This is a genomic window from Croceicoccus esteveae (assembly GCF_031846435.1).
Taxonomy (GTDB): Bacteria; Pseudomonadota; Alphaproteobacteria; order Sphingomonadales; family Sphingomonadaceae; genus Croceicoccus; species Croceicoccus esteveae.
The window spans coordinates 184,089-202,687 of the sequence record NZ_JAVRHS010000005.1; the positions used below are offsets into that span (position 1 = coordinate 184,089).

22 protein-coding genes are annotated in these 18,599 nt (G+C 60.8%); 9 read left to right on the forward strand and 13 right to left on the reverse strand.

What is annotated here, in order from left to right:
• Together RM533_RS08390 and RM533_RS08395 are read left to right on the forward strand one after the other, a co-directional pair.
• Entirely contained in the window at nucleotides 1-906 is a 906-nt protein-coding gene (locus RM533_RS08390; protein ID WP_311340770.1) for an oxygenase MpaB family protein, read from the forward strand.
• Nucleotides 885-2,435: a helicase HerA domain-containing protein gene (locus tag RM533_RS08395; protein ID WP_311340771.1), complete on the forward strand. Its 1,551-nt coding sequence runs from the start codon at nucleotides 885-887 to the stop codon at nucleotides 2,433-2,435. Before RM533_RS08390 ends, RM533_RS08395 begins: the two co-directional genes overlap by 22 nt.
• Nucleotides 2,436-2,455: 20 nt before the next feature.
• Here the strand turns inward: RM533_RS08395 and RM533_RS08400 are convergent, their stop codons facing one another.
• Nucleotides 2,456-2,887: a CBS domain-containing protein gene (locus RM533_RS08400; protein ID WP_311340772.1), complete on the reverse strand. Its 432-nt coding sequence runs from the start codon at nucleotides 2,885-2,887 to the stop codon at nucleotides 2,456-2,458.
• A 100-nt stretch (nucleotides 2,888-2,987) separates the two neighbouring features.
• On the opposite strand from RM533_RS08400, the gene RM533_RS08405 reads away from it, so the two are divergent.
• Together RM533_RS08405 and RM533_RS08410 are read left to right on the forward strand one after the other, a co-directional pair.
• Complete coding sequence (locus tag RM533_RS08405) at nucleotides 2,988-3,287, forward strand: hypothetical protein (RefSeq protein ID WP_311340773.1); 300 nt, start codon at nucleotides 2,988-2,990, stop codon at nucleotides 3,285-3,287.
• A 162-nt stretch (nucleotides 3,288-3,449) separates the two neighbouring features.
• A complete protein-coding gene (locus tag RM533_RS08410) occupies nucleotides 3,450-4,562 on the forward strand; it encodes an S-(hydroxymethyl)glutathione dehydrogenase/class III alcohol dehydrogenase (protein WP_311340774.1) in 1,113 nt (370 codons plus the stop codon).
• A 179-nt stretch (nucleotides 4,563-4,741) separates the two neighbouring features.
• Here the strand turns inward: RM533_RS08410 and RM533_RS08415 are convergent, their stop codons facing one another.
• Nucleotides 4,742-5,524: an SDR family NAD(P)-dependent oxidoreductase gene (locus RM533_RS08415; protein ID WP_311340775.1), complete on the reverse strand. Its 783-nt coding sequence runs from the start codon at nucleotides 5,522-5,524 to the stop codon at nucleotides 4,742-4,744.
• 76 nt (nucleotides 5,525-5,600) lie between these two features.
• On the opposite strand from RM533_RS08415, the gene RM533_RS08420 reads away from it, so the two are divergent.
• From RM533_RS08420 to xth, 3 genes are all read left to right on the forward strand, one after another.
• Nucleotides 5,601-6,533: an alpha/beta hydrolase gene (locus RM533_RS08420; RefSeq protein ID WP_311340776.1), complete on the forward strand. Its 933-nt coding sequence runs from the start codon at nucleotides 5,601-5,603 to the stop codon at nucleotides 6,531-6,533.
• 114 nt (nucleotides 6,534-6,647) lie between these two features.
• Nucleotides 6,648-6,980 (forward strand): iron-sulfur cluster insertion protein ErpA, encoded by a 333-nt coding sequence (gene erpA, locus RM533_RS08425; RefSeq protein ID WP_311340777.1) that lies wholly within the window; start codon nucleotides 6,648-6,650, stop codon nucleotides 6,978-6,980.
• 9 nt (nucleotides 6,981-6,989) lie between these two features.
• The gene (xth, locus tag RM533_RS08430) at nucleotides 6,990-7,769 is read left to right on the forward strand and encodes an exodeoxyribonuclease III (RefSeq protein ID WP_311340778.1); all 780 of its coding nucleotides are present in this window, start codon (nucleotides 6,990-6,992) and stop codon (nucleotides 7,767-7,769) included.
• A 43-nt stretch (nucleotides 7,770-7,812) separates the two neighbouring features.
• Here xth and RM533_RS08435 read toward each other — a convergent pair whose 3' ends face one another.
• The 7 genes from RM533_RS08435 to RM533_RS08465 form a co-directional block, all read right to left on the reverse strand.
• The gene (locus tag RM533_RS08435) at nucleotides 7,813-8,451 is read right to left on the reverse strand and encodes a cell wall hydrolase (RefSeq protein WP_311340779.1); all 639 of its coding nucleotides are present in this window, start codon (nucleotides 8,449-8,451) and stop codon (nucleotides 7,813-7,815) included.
• A 246-nt stretch (nucleotides 8,452-8,697) separates the two neighbouring features.
• Entirely contained in the window at nucleotides 8,698-9,039 is a 342-nt protein-coding gene (locus RM533_RS08440) for a DUF1491 family protein (RefSeq protein ID WP_311340780.1), read from the reverse strand.
• A complete protein-coding gene (locus RM533_RS08445; protein WP_311340781.1) occupies nucleotides 9,036-9,569 on the reverse strand; it encodes a PaaI family thioesterase in 534 nt (177 codons plus the stop codon). The genes RM533_RS08440 and RM533_RS08445 overlap by 4 nt, the downstream gene beginning before the upstream one ends.
• Entirely contained in the window at nucleotides 9,559-10,020 is a 462-nt protein-coding gene (locus RM533_RS08450) for a PTS sugar transporter subunit IIA (protein WP_311340782.1), read from the reverse strand. The genes RM533_RS08445 and RM533_RS08450 overlap by 11 nt, the downstream gene beginning before the upstream one ends.
• 152 nt (nucleotides 10,021-10,172) lie before the next feature.
• Nucleotides 10,173-10,742 (reverse strand): ribosome hibernation-promoting factor, HPF/YfiA family, encoded by a 570-nt coding sequence (gene hpf / locus RM533_RS08455; RefSeq protein ID WP_311340783.1) that lies wholly within the window; start codon nucleotides 10,740-10,742, stop codon nucleotides 10,173-10,175.
• Between the two features lie 31 nt (nucleotides 10,743-10,773).
• Nucleotides 10,774-11,520 (reverse strand): DNA polymerase III subunit epsilon, encoded by a 747-nt coding sequence (gene dnaQ / locus RM533_RS08460; protein ID WP_311340784.1) that lies wholly within the window; start codon nucleotides 11,518-11,520, stop codon nucleotides 10,774-10,776.
• Nucleotides 11,521-11,659: 139 nt separating this feature from the next.
• Entirely contained in the window at nucleotides 11,660-12,181 is a 522-nt protein-coding gene (locus tag RM533_RS08465) for an EF-hand domain-containing protein (RefSeq protein WP_311340785.1), read from the reverse strand.
• A 229-nt stretch (nucleotides 12,182-12,410) separates the two neighbouring features.
• Here RM533_RS08465 and RM533_RS08470 point away from each other — a divergent pair, with 229 nt between their 5' ends.
• Entirely contained in the window at nucleotides 12,411-13,424 is a 1,014-nt protein-coding gene (locus RM533_RS08470; protein WP_311340786.1) for a ligase-associated DNA damage response exonuclease, read from the forward strand.
• The gene (locus RM533_RS08475; RefSeq protein WP_311340814.1) at nucleotides 13,424-15,019 is read left to right on the forward strand and encodes a cisplatin damage response ATP-dependent DNA ligase; all 1,596 of its coding nucleotides are present in this window, start codon (nucleotides 13,424-13,426) and stop codon (nucleotides 15,017-15,019) included. The genes RM533_RS08470 and RM533_RS08475 overlap by 1 nt, the downstream gene beginning before the upstream one ends.
• A 47-nt stretch (nucleotides 15,020-15,066) precedes the next feature.
• On the opposite strand, the gene wecB is transcribed toward RM533_RS08475, so the two are convergent.
• The 4 genes from wecB to hemB form a co-directional block, all read right to left on the reverse strand.
• Nucleotides 15,067-16,158, reverse strand: coding sequence for a non-hydrolyzing UDP-N-acetylglucosamine 2-epimerase (gene wecB / locus RM533_RS08480; protein ID WP_311340787.1), 1,092 nt, complete (start codon nucleotides 16,156-16,158; stop codon nucleotides 15,067-15,069).
• Nucleotides 16,159-16,329: 171 nt separating this feature from the next.
• Nucleotides 16,330-16,932 (reverse strand): gamma carbonic anhydrase family protein, encoded by a 603-nt coding sequence (locus tag RM533_RS08485; protein ID WP_311340788.1) that lies wholly within the window; start codon nucleotides 16,930-16,932, stop codon nucleotides 16,330-16,332.
• Between the two features lie 25 nt (nucleotides 16,933-16,957).
• A complete protein-coding gene (locus RM533_RS08490) occupies nucleotides 16,958-17,572 on the reverse strand; it encodes a GNAT family N-acetyltransferase (RefSeq protein WP_311340789.1) in 615 nt (204 codons plus the stop codon).
• Nucleotides 17,562-18,557 (reverse strand): porphobilinogen synthase, encoded by a 996-nt coding sequence (gene hemB, locus RM533_RS08495; RefSeq protein WP_311340790.1) that lies wholly within the window; start codon nucleotides 18,555-18,557, stop codon nucleotides 17,562-17,564. The genes RM533_RS08490 and hemB overlap by 11 nt, the downstream gene beginning before the upstream one ends.
• Between the last annotated feature and the right edge of the window lie 42 nt (nucleotides 18,558-18,599).

Genomic DNA, 18,599 nt, shown 5'->3' on the forward strand with positions numbered 1-18,599 from the left:
ATGAGCAAGGTGCGCCCGTTCAGCGCGACGGATTCCGTAAAGGCATTGCTGCGGCGACAGGTGCGCATGGTGTTCAACGACACCGCGCGCGGCGAAGCGCCGATCGGCCATAGCGAGGATGCGCTTACGCCGCGCGGCTCGATCGTGCGCACGGTGCATGCCGATGTCGTGTCGATGATGGTCGGCGGCATGGCGGCGCTGCTGCTGCAGATGCTGCACCCTGCCGCGCTGCGCGGGGTGCTTGACCATTCCAATTTCCGGCAGGACATGCTGGGCCGTCTGCGCCGCACTGCGCGGTTCATCGCGATCACCACTTATGCCGGAAAGGTAGATGCCGAAGCCGCGATCGGCCGCGTGCGATCGATCCACGAGCGGGTCGAAGGCGTCTTGCCCGACGGCACGACATATCGCGCGTCCGACCCGCATTTGCTGGCGTGGGTGCACGTCGCGGAGTCGCTGTGTTTCCTTGATGCCTATATCCGCTATGTCGATCCGGCGATGAACGCAGCCGACCAGGACTTGTATTTTGCCGAGGCGGCATATGTCGCGCGCGCATTGGGCGCCGATCCGGTGCCGGTGACGCGGGCAGAAGCAGAAGACCTGCTGCGCGACTACCGGCCCGAACTGATGGTCATTGCGGAAACCCGAGAAGTGGCCGATCTGGTACTGAAACCGTCGGGCCGCAACCCGGCAGTGGCAGCATCGCATCTGATGCTGGGCAATGCAGCGCTTGACCTATTGCCGCGCTGGGCCGGCCGCATGCTGGACCGGCGCCCGCCACCGATGTCCGCGCTGCCCAACCGCCTGGCGACCCGCGCGCTGGGCGCGACACTGCGGTGGAGTTTCCGGGGATGGGGGCAACGGATGCTTGGCATCAGGGCGCCATGGGCTATCGACGGCATGTGAACACGACTGTCATCATCGGCACCGATCCGGCAGGAGCGCCGGTCCCACTGGACATTGAGGAATTGCTGGCCACCCGATTGTTGGTGCAGGGCAATTCCGGTTCGGGAAAATCGCACTTGTTGCGCCGGCTGCTCGAACAGAGTGCAGGGGTCGTGCAGCAGATCGTCATCGACCCGGAAGGCGATTTCGTGACGCTTGCGGACCCGCATGGCCACGTCGTGATCGACGCCGGGCTTTATGCAGAGGCCGAGATCGCCAGCCTTGCTGGTCGCGTTCGCAGGCACCGCGCATCAGTCGTGCTGGCGCTGGATGAGCTGGAAGTGGAAGCGCAGATGCGCTGCGCGGCCGGTTTTCTCAACGCGTTGTTCGATGCTCCACGCGAAGACTGGTACCCGGCCCTGGTGGTCGTCGATGAGGCGCAGATGTTTGCGCCGTCGCAAGGCGGCGACGTCAGCGACGATGCGCGACGCCAATCGCTGACAGCGATGACAAACCTGATGTGCAGAGGGCGAAAGCGCGGGTTGGCAGGGGTGATCGCAACGCAGCGTTTGGCCAAGCTGGCCAAGAACGTCGCGGCAGAAGCTTCCAATTTCCTGATGGGGCGCACCTTTCTTGACATTGACATGACGCGCGCCGCGGATCTTCTGGGCATGGAACGGCGGCAGGCGGAACGGATCCGCGACCTTGAACGCGGACGCTTTCTCGGGCTTGGCCCGGCGATTTCCCGCAGACCGGTCGATGTGCGGATTGGCAGCGTCGCCACCGGCACCCGCGGCGCAGCGCCTGGCCTCCTACCCCTGCCGCAAGCAGATGCACAGGAAATGGAGCTGCTGCTGCGCCACCCCCACTCGAACGAGTCCCAATCGGACGAGCCTCAATCGGACGAGGATGGCAGCACCATGGCGCAGGCAGCTTTGCACGACGCCTCCAGCGCGTCAGAGGCAGCGCGCATCGATGCGAACACCGTCCTGCAACAGCTTGTGGCACAGCAGGAGCGGACCGACGGCGGCGATCCGCCCGACGTCTGCGCAGCAGGCGAAAGTTCCGACGGCAAGGGATCGACGCACCGCGACGTGATTGTCGCTAAAGTGCTGGCGCAGATGGCAGCAGCAGACGATGCAGCCTTCCAATCGGCTGCTACCCTGTTCCAGGATTTCACGTTGCGCTGCCGCGCGCGCAATGCACCGCTGCATGGTATGGACATGCGCATGTTCAACCGCCGGTTCGCAATGGCACTTGCCGATTTCGACCAACACGACCCGCAGTTCGCACAGGTGGTCGAGCTCAGCAGCGATGTGCCGGAAGAAATGCTTGCTCCATTCCTCGCCATCGCGGCAGCAGCGCAGCTCGGCCAGCCCTGCCCCGACGACAAGGCACTGGCGCGGATCTACGGCACCAATTCGCCTGGACGCATCCGCCGTCTGCTCGAAAATTTTGAACGCATGGAGTTGCTTGTGATCCGCACTGATTTTGCCGGCAGGCGCACCATTGCGGTGCCCGCGCTCGGCACTGCAACTCTCCCGCAATAGGGCGGTCCGCTCAGCGAGGATCAGGACGAACGAATGTAGTCGCGCATTGCCCTGGCTTCTCCTTCGATCGCATCGATCTTGTATTTGACCAGGTCGCCGATCGACACGAAGTGGACGATGCGGCCGGCTTCCACGACTGGCAAATGTCTCACCCGGCGGTGCGTCATCAGCGCAAGCGCTTCGTTCACGGTGCTTGCCGGCGGGATCGTTATGGCCGGGCTTGTCATGGCATCGGCAACGGTGATGTCGAGAGTATCATTGCCATTTCGCTTCAGGCACCGGATCACGTCACGCTCGGAAAACAGGCCGAGCACCGCACCCTTGCTGTCCAGCACCGGCATGGCGCCGATCCGCTTGTCTGCCAGCAGCGCCACAGCTTCCCTCACCGGGAGGTCCGAAGTACAGCTGATGACGGGGAAGTCACGACCGGCAATGATGTTCTGAATAGTCATTGGCAATCCTTTGCTAAGGTGCGTGTCGGGATGCTTGTTGTCATCCTGCCATTAAATGCTCAACCTTGCCAGCGGCTCGAAACAGGCCCATCTTGTCACCATGACGAGCCGCTCCCCTCTCGACGATCCGGACAATTCATCCTTTGCATGGTCAAGGTTCAAGCGGCTCATGTGGTTCATGGCGGTGTTCACCATTGTCATGATCGTGCTGTCGCTGGGTGTGCTTTACTGGCGCAACGGGCCGATCTCGATCCATTTCTACATCGCGACGGCTTTGGGCGTCGGCTTTGCAATGCTGCTGATGTCGGCACTCATGGGGCTGGTGTTCATGTCGAGTGGCACCGGACACGACGAGTCCATCGACGATCGTCTTGGCGATAACACCAAGGACGTGTGGTAACAGACAAGTCGTTGCGCAGGCATGCCGTCGTGCCAGTCAGCCAACCTGATCCGCACCAATAACTCCTGGTGACGGCGGCCGGGCAAAGGATCGGCTTGCCAGAGCGGTTCGGGCATGCTTTGCCTGCCTGCTTTCTCATTCCTCTGCAGGAAGGTTCTGCTCATGAAAACGCGCGCTGCCGTTGCTTTTGAAGCAAGAAAACCGCTGGAGGTGGTCGAGCTTGATCTCGCCGGCCCCAAGGCAGGAGAAGTGCTGGTCGAGATCATGGCGACCGGCATCTGCCACACCGACGCATACACATTGGATGGCTTCGACAGCGAAGGCATCTTCCCCGCTGTGCTTGGCCATGAAGGTGCAGGGATCGTGCGGGAAATCGGCGCAGGCGTGACTTACGTGCAGCCCGGCGACCATGTCATTCCCCTCTACACGCCCGAGTGTCGCCAGTGCAGGATGTGCCTGTCGGGAAAAACAAACCTTTGCAGCGCAATCCGCGATACGCAGGGGCGCGGGGTCATGCCAGACGGAACAAGCCGCTTTTCCTACAAGGGGCAGACGGTCTTTCATTACATGGGCTGCTCCACCTTTTCCAATTTTACCGTGCTGCCGGAAATTGCGGTGGCGAAAATCCGCACCGACGCCCCGTTCCAGACAAGCTGCTACATCGGCTGCGGGGTCACGACAGGCGTGGGTGCTGTGGTGAACACTGCCAAGGTAAGACCAGGCGACAACATCGTGGTGTTCGGGTTGGGGGGAATCGGCCTCAACGTCATTCAGGGCGCCAGAATGGCCGGCGCAGGGCGGATCGTCGGCGTCGATATCAACGACGACAAGGAGGAGTGGGGCCGCAGATTCGGCATGACTGATTTTGTAAATCCCAAGAAGCTTGGCGACGCAGAACTGGTTGAAACCCTCGTCGCCATGCTGGATGGCGGAGCGGATTATTCGTTCGATTGCACCGGCAACACCGATGTGATGCGCCAGGCGCTGGAATGCTGCCACAAGGGGTGGGGCACCTCGATCATCATTGGCGTTGCCGAGGCAGGCAAGGAAATATCAACCCGGCCGTTTCAACTTGTTACCGGGCGCAACTGGCGCGGCTCTGCCTTTGGCGGCGCAAAGGGCCGCACTGATGTTCCCAGGATCGTCGACTGGTACATGGAAGGCAAGATCGCCATCGATCCGATGATCACCCATGTGCTTAGCCTTGATGAAATCAACCAGGGTTTTGATCTGATGCACGAGGGAAAGAGCATTCGCAGCGTGGTTGTTTACTGAACCGTTCAACGCGATCGGCAGAACCGCAGATGTAAAGGGCTGTCGCTGCGCGGCGCGTCGGGGTCGGGATGTATGTGGCAATACAATCTTTCCCAATGTGCCATCGGGTGCCGGCCCGGTTCCCGCGCAGTGCGTTGCCGACAAGTCCTGAGGCTTGCCGGTGACGCTGTTGCCCGCGCTCATTCCTGTGGCGGGTAGCTCGCCAGAAAGCCTGCGTCCGCCAGCAGGGCCTGTCCGTTGATGCCGCCCGACCTTCGGCTGGCAAGAAACAGGGCAACCTCGGCGATATGTTGCGGCAGGAGCGTGCCTGCGTAGTCCGGAACAGCGAGCGTGTCGGCATCTTGCAGCGTTGGCATCTCGGTCACGCCCAAGATCGCGGTCCCCACAGGACCGGGGCACACGGCATTTACCCGCAACCCGCGTGCAGCAAAAGCCTGCGAAGCCGAGCGCACCAGACCCACGACGCCATGCTTTGCTGCACTGTACGCTGCTGCATCCGCAAGGCCGGTCATACCGGAACTCGATCCGGTTACCACCGCCGATCCGCCATGGCGCAGCACGGGCAGAACCGCCTGCAAACCCAGGAACACGCCTTTGAGATTGATCGCGATCATCCTGTCGAACATCTCGGCATCATGATCGCCAAATTGCTTTGTTGCATAGGATCCGGCATTTAGAAACGCGGCGTCCAGTCCGCCGAAGGCATCCACCGCCGCATCGACCATCGCCTGATTGTCGCTGGCGCTCGAGATATCGGCGGTAAACGCCTTGGCCCTTCCGCCATTTTTCTGGATTACCTGCGCAACATCCTGGGCGCTTTGGGCGTTCAGATCGACCGCGAGCACCGCTGCACCTTCCTGTGCGAACCGCTGTGCTGCAGCAGCGCCAATGCCGGAACCGCTGCCAGTGATCAGTACGACCTTGTCCTTGTACATTCCCATGATGATTGTTCTTCCCTGCATTGTTGACACCGGTTGGCCTGAACAGCCAAGGTCATGCTGCCGCAGGATTGCGACCGTTGCAAAGGAGATATTCAAAATGCCGCTCAATCCTGCTTTCGAACCGATCCTGGAGGCCTTTGCCGGCATGGAGGCTGCCGATTGGTCCGCAATGGACGTCGGCTTCATGCGCCAGACCGGCGACGCACCGATCGAAGTGGGCGAGCAGGTGCAGGTGGCATCGGTGCGCGATCTCCAGATCCCGCTGGACGGGCGCACCTTGGCAGCGCGGCTGTACCTGCCGCTTGGCACGTCGGGAACACCGCCGCTGACGCTGTATCTGCATGGCGGAGGCTGGGTCATGGGAACGCTCGATACGCACGACCGCAGCTGCCGCGAACTTGCCAATGCCAGTAGCAGCGCCATCTTGTCTCTTGCCTATCGTCTTGCGCCCGAGGCGCCGTATCCAGCTGCTGTCCACGACAGTTTCGATGCCTTGTGCTGGGCAGAACAACATGCCTCCCGGTTTGGAGTGGACGTGTCGCGGCTTGCCGTTGCCGGTGACAGCGCGGGCGGCAATCTGGCCATGGCCGCAGCCTTGCTCGCGCGCGACCGCGGGCCAACGCTGCGCCATCAACTGCTGCTGTATCCTGTTGTTCAGGACGATTTTGGTACTGGCTCCTATGGCCGCTGCGGTAATGGACGCTATTTCCTGTCGACAGAGATGATGCAGTGGTTCTGGAAGCAATATCTTGGCGATACGCAGGCTGATGCGGCACCGCTTGCGGCATTGTTGCAAAACGACGATCTGAGCAGGCTCCCCACAACGACTATCATGGTTGGCGAATACGACCCTCTGCACGATGAAGGTGTGGAGCTTGCCCGGCGATTGTCAGCCGCAGGAGTAGCAACTGAACTGATTGACGCATCAGGCATGATCCACGGCTTTTTCGCCATGTCGCCGCTGGTTCCTGATGTCGGACCGTACATCTTGCAGGCCGGCGCAGCACTACGCAAGGCACTTGAGGCCTAACGGCCTGCCTGCAAGGGCCCATATGGACAGGAAATATGGCGCAGCACTGCTATGCGAGCCCATCTTTTGCCCAGCCGGCTTGCCGCCAGCGCCGCGCTCGCCTATCTTCAAGCCATGCCAAGTGATCCCATACATCTAAGCCCGTCTGCCGCTCAGCGTGTCGGTGCGATTGCGCAGCGGCAGGGCAAACCGGCCCGGTTGCGTCTTTCGGTGGAAGGCGGTGGATGTTCGGGGTTTCAGTATCGGTTCGGACTGGCCGATGATCTTGCAGACGACGATGTCGTTGTAAAAGAAGATGGTGTTGAGTTGGTGGTCGACGCCATGAGCCTTGATCTGGTCCGCGGCTGTACGGTCGATTATGTTGAATCGCTGGGCGGTTCGGCGTTCCGGGTTGATAATCCGATGGCCGCTGCCGGTTGCGGCTGCGGGTCCAGTTTTGCCGTCTGACCACTATCGGTGAAAATTGCCAGCTTCAACATCAATGGCGTAAAGGCACGCCTGCCCCGGCTGCTGGAATGGCTGGAAGAGACGCAGCCCGATATCGCCTGTCTTCAGGAAATCAAGTCATCGGATGGTACCTTTCCCGCCGATGCCTTTGCTCCGTTGGGCTATGAGGCAATCTGGCACGGTCAGAAGGGTTTCAACGGGGTTGCCGTATTAAGCCGGCAAGGATCGCCGGCGGTTCTGGTCAAGACCGGACTTGACGGTGATGAGGACGATACTCAGGCCCGTTACCTCGAGTGCCGGTCCCAGGATGTGCATATCGCCTGCATCTACCTTCCAAACGGCAATCCGCAGCCCGGCCCCAAATTTCTCTACAAGCTGCGCTGGTTCGAACGCCTACGGGCGCGCATGGCGCATCTGCGTGATCTGGAAGTGCCTGCTGTCGTGATCGGCGATTTCAATGTGATCCCCACCGATGCTGACATCTGGTCGCCGGCTGCGATGGGTGACGATGCACTCACCCAGGCAGAAACGCGTGACGCCTGGTTCAGGCTGGTCTACGACGGTTGGACAGATGCAATCCGCCACTTCTACCCGCAAGGCGGCCTCTGGACGTTCTGGGACTATCAGGCAGGCGCATGGCAACGCGATCATGGCTTTCGGATCGACCATGCACTGCTATCGCCCAAGGCGTCGGACCGCCTTGTTGCCGCAGGAGTGGACCGCTCGCACCGCGGACGGGAAAGGGCCAGCGATCACGCGCCGATCTGGGTCAATCTGCGCGACGCATGAAAACCGCCCAAGAAGGAGCGGTTCTCATGCGTCGCTGCTATGATCAGCGGTAAAAGATGTGGTTGTCGATCTGCGCGAGCCGCGCCATGCGGTTGCGCCAACCCGGGGCGGCGTATTTTGCATGGAAGAACAGCGCGCCTTCCGCTTCGCTCTGCCAACTACCGGCGTTGGCGATCATCGCGAGCTTCTTGGCCCGGCTCCACGCTTTGCTGGACTGGTTGATCGACGGGATCCTCCCGCCGCGGACAAAGCTGAACTGCGATCTCTGCAACACGACGCCGCAATAGCTTTCCGGAAAACGTCCCGATTGCGCACGAGCGATGATAACGCGGCCTACTGCAAGCTGGCCTGCAAGCGATTCGCCCTTCGATTCAAAATAGATAGCTCCAGCCAGGCAATGCAGCTCTTCGCCGAGGCTGGAAGGTTCCGGCATAGCCGTAACGAGATCACCCAAGGAGGTCGCTTCGACCATGTCGAAGTCGGGTTTGCGGTTAATGGGTTCAACAGGGGCAGGAATCGCCTGTACGACAGGCGCCGATACGAACACTGTCGTACGTTCCAGCGCCGCATCGGCAGGAACTGAATTGGCAACCAAAGCTGTTTCAGCCTGAGTTGTCACGAATTGGGGTAGATAATCAAGAACTTCTGCGTTGGCGCGGGAACCTTCCACGCTGAACAGCATTATACTCAGTGTTGCCAACATCGACAGCACACTGGCGCGCTTGCATCTGAGACTCATCCATCTGCGATCATGAGCGGTGAGCGTTCCTGCACAGTGCTTGCGACACTTCAGCCAGTTGGCCGAAACGTCGACATTTGTTTCACTGCCGGTCGTTCCCCGTCTGCGTGCCTTTGAGCCATGCGGTAATGCATGGCACACTGCCTACGCCTTCGTTCGCGCTTTCTTTGGGAATGTGGCGCAAATGTGTCAAGTTTGGGCTGGTAAAATGCCGATGAACCGTTCTGCACATGCGATATCCAGTTCGACGATCCAGCAGTCCGCATCTTGGCTGCCGCGCCGCGCCAGATAGTCAAGGAAATCTTGCTTGTTTTCAATGTCTTGTTGCTTGGCCAATGTCCATCGGCGCGTGCCATCCACCGTTGGCAAACGCTCGTAAAGACATGATATGTCGTTACTTTGCCGCGCAACTGTCAGGATCGTACCGCAATCGCGTTCACCGCTTTTCAGCACAGTTGCAAATCCACCTGCTGCATTGACTGCGCGAATAAGGCCGCTCACTTCAACATGCGCTGGCAGCCGATCGTTCATGACGATCTGCTCTCTGGCAGTGAGGCGTGATCATCATCCTCGCCAAACTGCACCCTGTAACCCGGCAGCCCCGATAGCGAGATTTGCGAGCGCATGAAGCTGCCACTTCCGCGGCCCACCTCCTCCCCATCAAGGTCAAGCAGACGCGATTCGGCAACAAGCACTCGTCTGCGCCCACTGATCCAGCGCCCTTCAGCGATGATCCGCCCGCCGCGCAAAGGACGGGAAAAATGGAGGTTGAAGTTGGTGGTAAGCAAGAACCGATCCGAAACCATCGTGTTGGCTGCGTAGAAGGCCGCATCGTCCAGCATCTTGAAATAGACAGTGCCATGTGCCGCGCCAGCGGCATGGAACATGCCTTCATCAACGTCGAAATCTATGCGCGCGTGACCCTCGCCGATGATAGCGAGGCTGGAGGCAAACATCGCATTGATCGGGGCAGAAGCATACAGCGCCTCAAGCGCACGCCAATGCACGCTTGCGCCTGCACGGTCGGTTTTCACGACAGGAGGGAGTGGATCAGGCGGCATCGCGATCGTTCCCGCCGATTAGCAAGGCGTAAACCGCCTGATTGTCCGGTGCGCTGAGCAGACGTTCACGCATGGCATCATCGCGCAACAGCCGTGAGATTGCTGCCAAGGCATGAAGATGGTCGGCTCCGGAATGGCAAGGCGACAGCAGCCCCACAACAAGCTCCACCGGAAGCTGGTCAGCAGCATCGAACGGAACCGGCGTTTTCAGGCGCAGAATCGCGCCTATGGCCCGATCCGTCCCGGCAAGCCGGGCATGCGGAATGGCGATCCCTCGACCAAACCCGGTACTGCCCAGCTCCTCACGTTCTACCAGCCCGGCAAGAACCTGCGCCGCGTCCACGTGGTAAGCCGAGGCAAAACAATTCGCCAGATCTGACAGGATCTGCGCCTTTGTCGTGGCTGAACATGCTGCAACGGCAGCAGGATCAATCTGGAAGGGCGGTGTCATACAAGTGGTGCCTTGTGCCGGTAGCAAAGGTAAGCCGGCAAGCCGAAACGTCGCAGGCCCGAAAAGATTGAAATATTCGCCAATCCCGGCTTTGCAACGACTATCGGCAGCGCAAGCTTCGGTTCAGCCCGTTACAAGCCGACCGAGTGTGGTCATGCCGGTTCGACCCACCCTATCGCGCCGTCCTCGCGCCGATACACCATATTGTGGCGCCCGGTAGCAGAGTTTTTGAAAAACAATGCAGTGGTGTTGCGCAGGTCCAACATCATCACTGCATCTGACACGCTTGCTTCGGGAATATCGACCCGGGTTTCAGCAATCACCGGCTGAGCGTCGGCGACAATTTCCTCATCGCTTTCGGCAGAGCCACCGGCGAACACGGTATAGGCAGCATCCTCCATCTTCTGGGCAAAATCGGCCTGTTCATGCCTGCCCTTCAGCCTGCGCTTGTAACGGCGCAGTTGCTTTTCGATCTTATCGGCCGCTTCATCGACAGCCCGGTGGGCATCATGCGCCCGTCCATGCGCCTTGAGGATCAATCCTTGTGTCACATGCGTGATGATATCAGCAGTGAAGCTGTTCTGCGGCCCTTTGCCAACTGTCACCTGAGACGAAATGGCCTGGCGAAAATATTTGTCGACGACATCGCTCAAACGCTGCGCTGCATGGTCCTGCAACGCGGCACCTGTTTCAACCTGATGACCTGAAACGCGGATATCCATCAACCACTCCTTTTACTTTTCTGCGCTGCCATCATTGTGGCAGACTGCTCCGCTTGCGACCATCGACAATCGAACTGTCTCTGGTCCAGATCGGATCAATCATGTTAGCTACAAACCTTGCGTGGCGAACAAGTTCCTCTTCACTTGCGCAGTGAGGCCGTGCTGTGCGCATGATGCGCTTGATGCCATTCGCCGGCAACAGGGACCCAGTTGCCGATGGCGGACCGTTGGGTGATCCTTCAAGGGCAGCAAGCTCAAGTCCGATCTGCCGCCCGCCGTTCAGCTCGACGTAAAGCTGCGCCAGCAATTCTGCATCAAGCAGCGCCCCGTGCCTGGTGCGGTGACTGCGATCGATGCCATATCGCGTGCACAATGCATCGAGCGAAAGCTTCGCGCCGGGATGCTTCTTCTTGGCAATCTCGACTGTATCGATCATCCTGCTGAGGCACACCGGCTCACGCTGGCAAGAAATCAGTTCTGCATTAAGGAACTTGAAGTCAAAGCGTGCATTGTGCGCGATCAGCTTGGCATCACCCAGAAAATCGAGCAATTCTTCTGCATGTTCGTGGAAACGCCGCTTGTCGGACAGGAAAGTCGCTGAAAGACCATGCACTGCCTCTGCTTCGGCCGGCATGGCGCGATCAGGGTTGAAATAGGTGTGAAAGACCCGGCCGGTCGCAACCTGATGCAGCAATTCGATGCAGCCGATTTCCACCATCCGGTCGCCAGTGTCAGGATCAAGACCGGTGGTTTCGGTATCAAAGACAATTTCGCGCATATGTGCTGATCATGCGCGCTGCCCCGGTGCAAGGCAAGTGGGGATCCGGCCGATTTGGATCATCTTTTCGGCTATTCAGCTACGCCCGGCTTACGTTGCACGAAGCCATGGTCGAATTGGTCAGCATTGCCTGCAACCATCATTCACGAGGCACAGCAGCTACGTCGGCGGCCGCAGCTTCGGCCGCCTGCCATTCCACGAGGCTGATCTTGCCGTCCCCATCTGCATCGCGGCGTTCGAAATTGCTGTTGGACGATGCGACATATTCGGCAAGTGTGAGCCGGCTGTTGTTGTCCTGATCGGCGCCGGCAATGAGCCGTTCCGATGAAAGCGCGCTCAACCGGCCGATCGCGGAACGGGCAGCGTCCATTTCTGCCACGAGCAGGGTGCCGTCTCCGTCTGCATCCATGGCCTTGAACGTCTTGGCCCAGCCGGTTGCGTGCTCTGCTGCCGAAACAAAGCCATCGTCATCAAGATCGAGCCCGTCAAAACTGAACAAGGCGCGGGCAACCCCAGGCTGCGTCGTTGCCTTGGGCACAGGACTGGCGACTGCCGGCGCTGCGGTGTGCTTGTCGTCCGTGTCCGCCCCGATCTGACTGTCGCCGCAGGCAGAAAGCGCGATCAATGCCGCCACGACCACAAGATGGGAAGATCTGCACATCAAAACCCTGCCGCGCTGCGAGCAGGCCCGCTCCTGTAGGTCAGCAGCTTGCTTGTGCATGGCGTTCCTCGTTCGTTATGCCTTGTTCATCAGGCCTTGCTTGTCAGACGTTCCGCCGCTGCACCTGATCAGAAATGCCGCAGGAGAACGGCATGATACGCAATTTACTCCCCCACGCAATCCGCGGCACAGGCGGAACATCCAACATCAATTACCGTTTTCATCCACCATGGGGTCGCAACCACTGCCTTTCGACTGGATCCGCCCGGAGCCATGGGGGATACACATTCCGCCATGCGGTGTCTGGATAGACCCCGCTCGCCCGGTCGATATCGCCCTGGTTACGCATGGCCATGCCGATCATGCCCGCGGCGGTCACGAGCGCGTCTTTGCAACCTCCGAAACGCTGGCCATCATGGGGCTGCGCTATGGGGTGGGAAACGAAGGGGTTGCGGTTGGCTTGCGGGAGCCAGTGGAGCTGGGTGGCGGAGTTACGGCGACATTCTTTCCGGCTGGCCATGTGCTGGGTTCCGCACAGATATTGCTGGAGCATCGCGGCGAGCGGGTCGTGATTACCGGCGATTACAAGCGGCGTGCCGATCCCACCTGCGCTGCCTTTGAGGTCGTGCCATGTGATATCTTCATTACCGAGGCAACCTTTGGCCTGCCTGTATTCATCCATCCGCCGATCGCGTGCGAGATCGACAAATTGTTGTCTGCCCTGCACGGCAATCCGCAGCGCTGCGTCGCGGTTGGCGCCTATGCGCTCGGCAAGGCGCAGCGCGTGATAGCGGAGCTGCGCGCCGCCGGTCATGACGCTCCGATCTACCTTCATGGCGCCATGGAAAAGACGTGCGCGCTTTATGAGGAGCATGGCATTGCGCTGGGCGATCTGCGCCCTGCCACCGTAGCGGCCAGGGACGAGATGCGCGGGCATATCATCGTCTGCCCGCCCGCTGCGCTCAATGACAGGTGGAGCCGCCGCCTGCCCGATCCGATCACGGCCATGGCTTCTGGCTGGATGCAGGTGCGCGGCCGTGCCCGCCAGCGCAATGTGGAACTGCCGCTGATCATTTCGGACCACGCCGACTGGCACGAGCTCACCACCACGATTGCCGAGGTCAACCCGCAGGAAAGCTGGATCACGCATGGCCGGGAAGCGGCGCTGCTGCGCTGGTGTCAATTGAACCAGCGGCGCGCCCGCGCGCTGGCGATGCTCGGCTATGAGGATGAGGACGATTGATGCAGGCGTTCGCGGCCCTTGTCGATCAGCTTACCTATACTCGCAGCCGCAATGGCAAGCTTGCGCTGATTGCGCGTTATCTGCAGGATACACCCGACCCTGACCGGGGATGGGCGCTTGCTGCCTTGACTGATGCGCTGGATTTTCCGGCGGTGAAAAGCGCCACGATCCGCCGGCTGATGACGGAGCGGGTTGATCCTGTGCTATACACGCTGAGCCGCGAGTTTGTTGGCGACACGGCCGAAACCGCAAGCCTGCTATGGCCCGACCCCCCGGTGGTGCAGGCAACAGGCTCGGAGCCTGACCTGCCGCAGGCAGTGGCGGCTTTGCATGCGATGACCCGCGCCAATGTCATGACGCAACTGCCGCAGCTGCTTGACGTGCTGGATGCGAACGGACGCTACGCCTTGTTGAAATTGGCAACCGGCGCAATGCGCGTGGGCGTATCTGCGCGGCTGGCAAAGCTTGCCTTTGCGCAGGCTTTCGAAGTGTCAGTCGATGCGGTGGAGGAATTCTGGCACGGGCAGAAGCCGCCCTATGGACCGCTGTTCGCCTGGGCTGAAGGAGGGGAACCGCCGCGCACTGACCTGCTGCCGCTGTTCCGCCCGTTCATGCTGGCGCATCCGCTCGACGATCTGCAAGTCGATCTGAAGGATTTTGCCGCGGAATGGAAATGGGACGGCATTCGCGTCCAGGTCGTTCATGTGGCGGGCGAGACGCGGGTCTATTCACGTTCTGGCGACGATATTTCCGCAAGCTTTCCGGAAATTGCCGCAACGCTCGATTTTCCTGCCGTGCTGGATGGCGAGCTGCTGGTGCGTGGCAACGATCAGGGCGGCGCTGATGGCGGTGCGGCAAGCTTCAATGCCCTGCAGCAGCGGCTCGGGCGCAAAACGGTGTCGAAGAAAATGCTGGCCGAAGCACCGGCCTTTGTCCGGCTATACGATGTCCTGCTGCTCGATGGTGCGGATCTGCGGGAACTGCCTTGGACCAGACGACGCGCACAGCTGGAAGCGTTGCTGCCAAGGCTTGACCCCGATCGGTTCGATCTGTCGCAGCTGATTGTGGCCAATGATTTCGCGGCATTGACTGCGGTCAGGGAAAAGGCGCGCGATGATGCAATCGAGGGGGTCATGCTAAAGCGTCGCGATTCGCCATACGTCACCGGGCGGCGCAGCGGCTTGTGGTACAAGTGGAAACGCGACCCGTTGCTGATCGATTGCGTGCTGATGTACGCGCAGCGCGGGTCAGGCAAACGCTCCAGCTTCTATTCGGATTACACCTTCGGTTGCTGGAACGGCGATCCTGATGACGGGGCAGAGATACTGCCGGTCGGCAAGGCATATTCCGGCTTCACGGACGAGGAGCTGAAGATGCTGGACCGTCACATCCGCACGCATACGATCAAGCGGTTCGGGCCTATCCGTGAAACCGACAAAAGCCTCGTCCTCGAAATTGCGTTCGATTCGGTTCACGACAGCAAGCGGCACAAGTCCGGGCTGGCAATGCGTTTCCCGCGCGTGCACCGCATCCGCACCGACAAGCCCGCACACGAGGCTGACCGGATCGAGACGCTGCGGGCGATGGTCCGGTGATCGCCGGATCGGACGCCGTTCGGGCAAGTCCTTGCAGACCCGGACGATCAGACTGAAGCGTTGAGGATGCGAGCGATGCGTTGTGCGGCCTTGCCATCGCCGAATACGTCGGCGGGGATCGGGTCGGTGTTGTCTGCCAGATGTTGGCGCGCTGCCTGCAGCATGGCTGTCATGTCGTTGCCGACCAGCTGCGCTGCGCCTGCCGTAACGGCCTCCGCCCGCTCTGTCACCGAACGCAACACGAGGACGGGTTTGCCAAGGGCAGTGCCTTCTTCCTGGATACCGCCGCTGTCGGTCAACACCAGCCGCGCCGCGTCGAGCAGGCGGATGAAGGCAAAATAGTCGAACGGGGCGACCACATGGATCGCGGGATGATCCTTCACCACGTCGATCAGCACCCGGCTTTCCGGCCGCGGATGCGCCGGCAGCACGATGGCGATGTCCTGCGCAAGGTCGCACAAGGCCGCGCCGATGTTGCGAAGATCGTCGCTGTCCTGTTCGCGCCGGTGAATAGTGGCAAGCGCGAAGGGTGCGCCGCCGAGCGCCGCCAGCACCGTATCCGCTTCGCTGCCGAGCGCCGGTTTGCTGCGCAGCATTTCGCGCGCAAGGTGCAGCGCGTCGATGACGGTGTTGCCGGTCTGGTGGATGGCAGCAGGATCGATATTTTCCCGCCGCAGATTGTCAGCCGCGCCTGCCGTCGGCGCGAAATGCCAGCGGGCCAGCGGGGAAATGATGCGGCGGTAGCCCTCCTCCGGCCATGGCAGGGCAAGGTCGCCGCTGCGCAGACCAGCTTCGACATGGGCGATGGGAATGCTGCGGTTGAAGGCGGACAGCGCCCCGGCGGCGGCAGTCGCGGTATCGCCCTGCACGATGACCAGATCGGGATGATCAGTATTGAGCACCGCGCCTGTTTCGGCAATCAGGCGCGGAAACAGATCGGCAAGCAGTATGCCGGTTTCGCGCGACAGCATGTGATCGCACTCAATTCCGGTCGCCGCCAGCAGATCAAGGCCGAGCGCCTGATGCTGCCCGGTATGGCAGAGGCGCACCTCGACACCGGCACAATTGCGCAGCGCGAGGATGACCGGCACAAGCTTGATGATCTCGGGCCTGGTGCCCAGAATTGCCAAAATCCGCAAGATTGCCCCGCTTGCCCCTATCAGGCACCATGTTCCCTGTGCCCCGACCTATGCCGTATCTCACAGGTAAAAGTCCAGTCTGGCTGCCCCGCGGCTTTTTGCGCGTAGTGTCAGAAGGCAGAGATGCTGCATCTGACGATCGCGTCACGACAAAGGCGGCGTGCCTGCGGGTCATCCATCCCATCGGCGTAGCGTCTGTGCGATCTCCTGCTTATGTGCGCGGCCATTTTCAACATAGGCGGCAACGCCGGTCGCCATTTCGGCAAGCGCGCTGTCGGCAAGATCCCGCAGATGCCTGGCGGGCCGTCCGGTCCACAGTTCCCGCGGGCCGATGGTCTTGCCCGGAGTCAGCATAGCGCCAGCCGCCAGCATGCCTTCGCGAGCGATCACGGTTCCGCTCATCACGATCGCGCCTAGGCCGATAAAGCCACGATCCTCCACGATGCAGCCATGCACCATCGCCATATGGCCGATCAGCACGTCTTCGCCAATAATCGTGGGAAAACCATCGGGGTGGCCGGCATCCGGACTGTCGCAATGGATGGTCGAGCCATCCTGCACATTGGTGCGGGCACCGATCCGGATCGCATTGACGTCAGCGCGAAGGACGCAATTGTACCAGATGCTTGCGTCGGGTCCAATCTCGACGTCACCGATAATCCGGCAGCCGGGCGCGACGAAGGCGCTGTCGTGGATGCGCGGCCACTTGCCCGCAAAGGGGAGAAGGGTCACTCCGGGCTGCGCTGCCGTGGCGTGAGAGCGGTTGAAAGCCATGCTGGTCGTCCTTTCGGCTGCCGGATCAGCGGTGCGCGCGCAGCGGTGCGGCGCTGCCTTGCGCCCGCCATGCTTCGGCGGTGATGTCATAAATGATGATGTGCTTGGCCCACAACCCGTCCTGCGCTGCCGTGAAATCCAGATCCTGGCGCCGCTCCATACCAAGCCGGTCCATCAGCCGCCGGCTTTCTGCATTGCCTTCAACGGTCAAGGCCACGACGTGCGGCGCGGCAAAACGGGCAAAGGCCAGATCCATCGTCGCGCGGGCCGCTTCTGTTGCATAGCCTCTGCCCCAGGCATCCTCTCGCAAACGCCAGCCGATTTCCACGTCTCCCATCGGCCCCGGTTCCATATTGGCGCGCTTCAGCCCGCAAAATCCCAGGATCTCGCCTGCAAGGTGCCCGCCGTCCTCCTTGCGCTGCAGGATCCAGAAGGTGAAGCCATGTTCGCGCTGATAGAACTGCACCCGGTCCAGCATTGCCTGCGCGCCAGCCTGTTCCATCACCCCGCCCAGCCAGCGCATCACCACAGGGGTGTTGGTCGCTTCAAGAAAAGGAGCAAGATCTGCCTCCTGCCAGTCGCGCAGGATGAGGCGTTCGGTCTGTGCGTGAAATCCTGCGTGCTGCATATCATCGTGCATGAAGAAGCTCTGCCACCACGGGCGCGTGATAGGTCAGCACGCCTGTTGCGCCCGCACGCTTGAAGGCAATCATCGTTTCCATGATCATCGCGTCACGGTCGCCTGCACCGGCAGCGGCAGCGGCCTCGATCATCGCGTATTCGCCGCTGGTGTGGTAGACGAAAACCGGCACGTGCAAGGACTGCTGCAACCTGTAGACGATGTCCAGATAGGCGACCCCAGGCTTTACCATGATGCTGTCGGCACCTTCGGATACATCGGCGGCGGCTTCGCGCAATGCTTCTGCGCCATTGGCAGGATCCATCTGGTAGGTTTTCTTGTTGCCCTTCAGCAGCCCGGCCGAACCGACCGCGTCTCTGAACGGTCCGTAAAACGCGCTCGCGTATTTGGCGGAATAGGCCATGATCTGCACATTGGGGCGGTCCTGCTCCTCCAGTGCGGACCGGATCGCAGCAACTCTCCCGTCCATCATGTCGGAAGGAGCAATGATATCGGCTCCAGCCCTTGCCTGAACCAGAGCCTGGCCAACCAGCAGGTCCACGGTGGCGTCATTGACGACATAGCCGTCCCTGTCGAGCACACCATCCTGTCCATGGCTGGTGTAAGGATCGAGCGCCACGTCGGTAAGCACGCCCAGAGCGTCGCCGCATCGCTCCTTGATCCCGGCGATCGCACGACACATCAGATTGCCGGGGTTGAGCGCTTCGCTTCCTGTCTCATCGCGCAATGCGTGCGGAGTATTGGCAAACAGTGCCACGCAGGAAATGCCCAGATCAACCGCTCGCTGCGCCTGCTGCGCGATGATGTCGACAGAAGCGCGTGACACGCCCGGCAGGGAGGCAATCGGCTCCTCCACCCCATGGCCGTCGGTCACAAACAGCGGCCAGATGAGGTCAGCAGGGGAGATTGCCGTCTCCCGGTGCATGGCCCTGCTCCATGCAGAGGCGCGGGTGCGACGAAGGCGTTCCAGAGGAAATTGGCTCATGCTGCGTCTGATGCCCGATCTGCCGATGGGATGAAAGGGGGT

Bases quoted from the DNA above. Each gene is read 5' to 3' on its own strand.
- RM533_RS08390 (WP_311340770.1), top strand. From the start codon at position 1: ATGAGCAAGGTGCGCCCGTTCAGCGCGACGGATTCCGTAAAGGCATTG.
- RM533_RS08395 (WP_311340771.1), top strand. From the start codon at position 885: ATGGGCTATCGACGGCATGTGAACACGACTGTCATCATCGGCACCGAT.
- RM533_RS08400 (WP_311340772.1), bottom strand. From the start codon at position 2,887: ATGACTATTCAGAACATCATTGCCGGTCGTGACTTCCCCGTCATCAGC.
- RM533_RS08405 (WP_311340773.1), top strand. From the start codon at position 2,988: ATGACGAGCCGCTCCCCTCTCGACGATCCGGACAATTCATCCTTTGCA.
- RM533_RS08410 (WP_311340774.1), top strand. From the start codon at position 3,450: ATGAAAACGCGCGCTGCCGTTGCTTTTGAAGCAAGAAAACCGCTGGAG.
- RM533_RS08415 (WP_311340775.1), bottom strand. From the start codon at position 5,524: ATGCAGGGAAGAACAATCATCATGGGAATGTACAAGGACAAGGTCGTA.
- RM533_RS08420 (WP_311340776.1), top strand. From the start codon at position 5,601: ATGCCGCTCAATCCTGCTTTCGAACCGATCCTGGAGGCCTTTGCCGGC.
- erpA (WP_311340777.1), top strand. From the start codon at position 6,648: ATGCCAAGTGATCCCATACATCTAAGCCCGTCTGCCGCTCAGCGTGTC.
- RM533_RS08435 (WP_311340779.1), bottom strand. From the start codon at position 8,451: ATGCTGTTCAGCGTGGAAGGTTCCCGCGCCAACGCAGAAGTTCTTGAT.
- RM533_RS08440 (WP_311340780.1), bottom strand. From the start codon at position 9,039: ATGAACGATCGGCTGCCAGCGCATGTTGAAGTGAGCGGCCTTATTCGC.
- RM533_RS08445 (WP_311340781.1), bottom strand. From the start codon at position 9,569: ATGCCGCCTGATCCACTCCCTCCTGTCGTGAAAACCGACCGTGCAGGC.
- RM533_RS08450 (WP_311340782.1), bottom strand. From the start codon at position 10,020: ATGACACCGCCCTTCCAGATTGATCCTGCTGCCGTTGCAGCATGTTCA.
- hpf (WP_311340783.1), bottom strand. From the start codon at position 10,742: ATGGATATCCGCGTTTCAGGTCATCAGGTTGAAACAGGTGCCGCGTTG.
- dnaQ (WP_311340784.1), bottom strand. From the start codon at position 11,520: ATGCGCGAAATTGTCTTTGATACCGAAACCACCGGTCTTGATCCTGAC.
- RM533_RS08465 (WP_311340785.1), bottom strand. From the start codon at position 12,181: ATGTGCAGATCTTCCCATCTTGTGGTCGTGGCGGCATTGATCGCGCTT.
- RM533_RS08470 (WP_311340786.1), top strand. From the start codon at position 12,411: ATGGGGTCGCAACCACTGCCTTTCGACTGGATCCGCCCGGAGCCATGG.
- RM533_RS08475 (WP_311340814.1), top strand. From the start codon at position 13,424: ATGCAGGCGTTCGCGGCCCTTGTCGATCAGCTTACCTATACTCGCAGC.
- RM533_RS08485 (WP_311340788.1), bottom strand. From the start codon at position 16,932: ATGGCTTTCAACCGCTCTCACGCCACGGCAGCGCAGCCCGGAGTGACC.
- RM533_RS08490 (WP_311340789.1), bottom strand. From the start codon at position 17,572: ATGCACGATGATATGCAGCACGCAGGATTTCACGCACAGACCGAACGC.
- hemB (WP_311340790.1), bottom strand. From the start codon at position 18,557: ATGAGCCAATTTCCTCTGGAACGCCTTCGTCGCACCCGCGCCTCTGCA.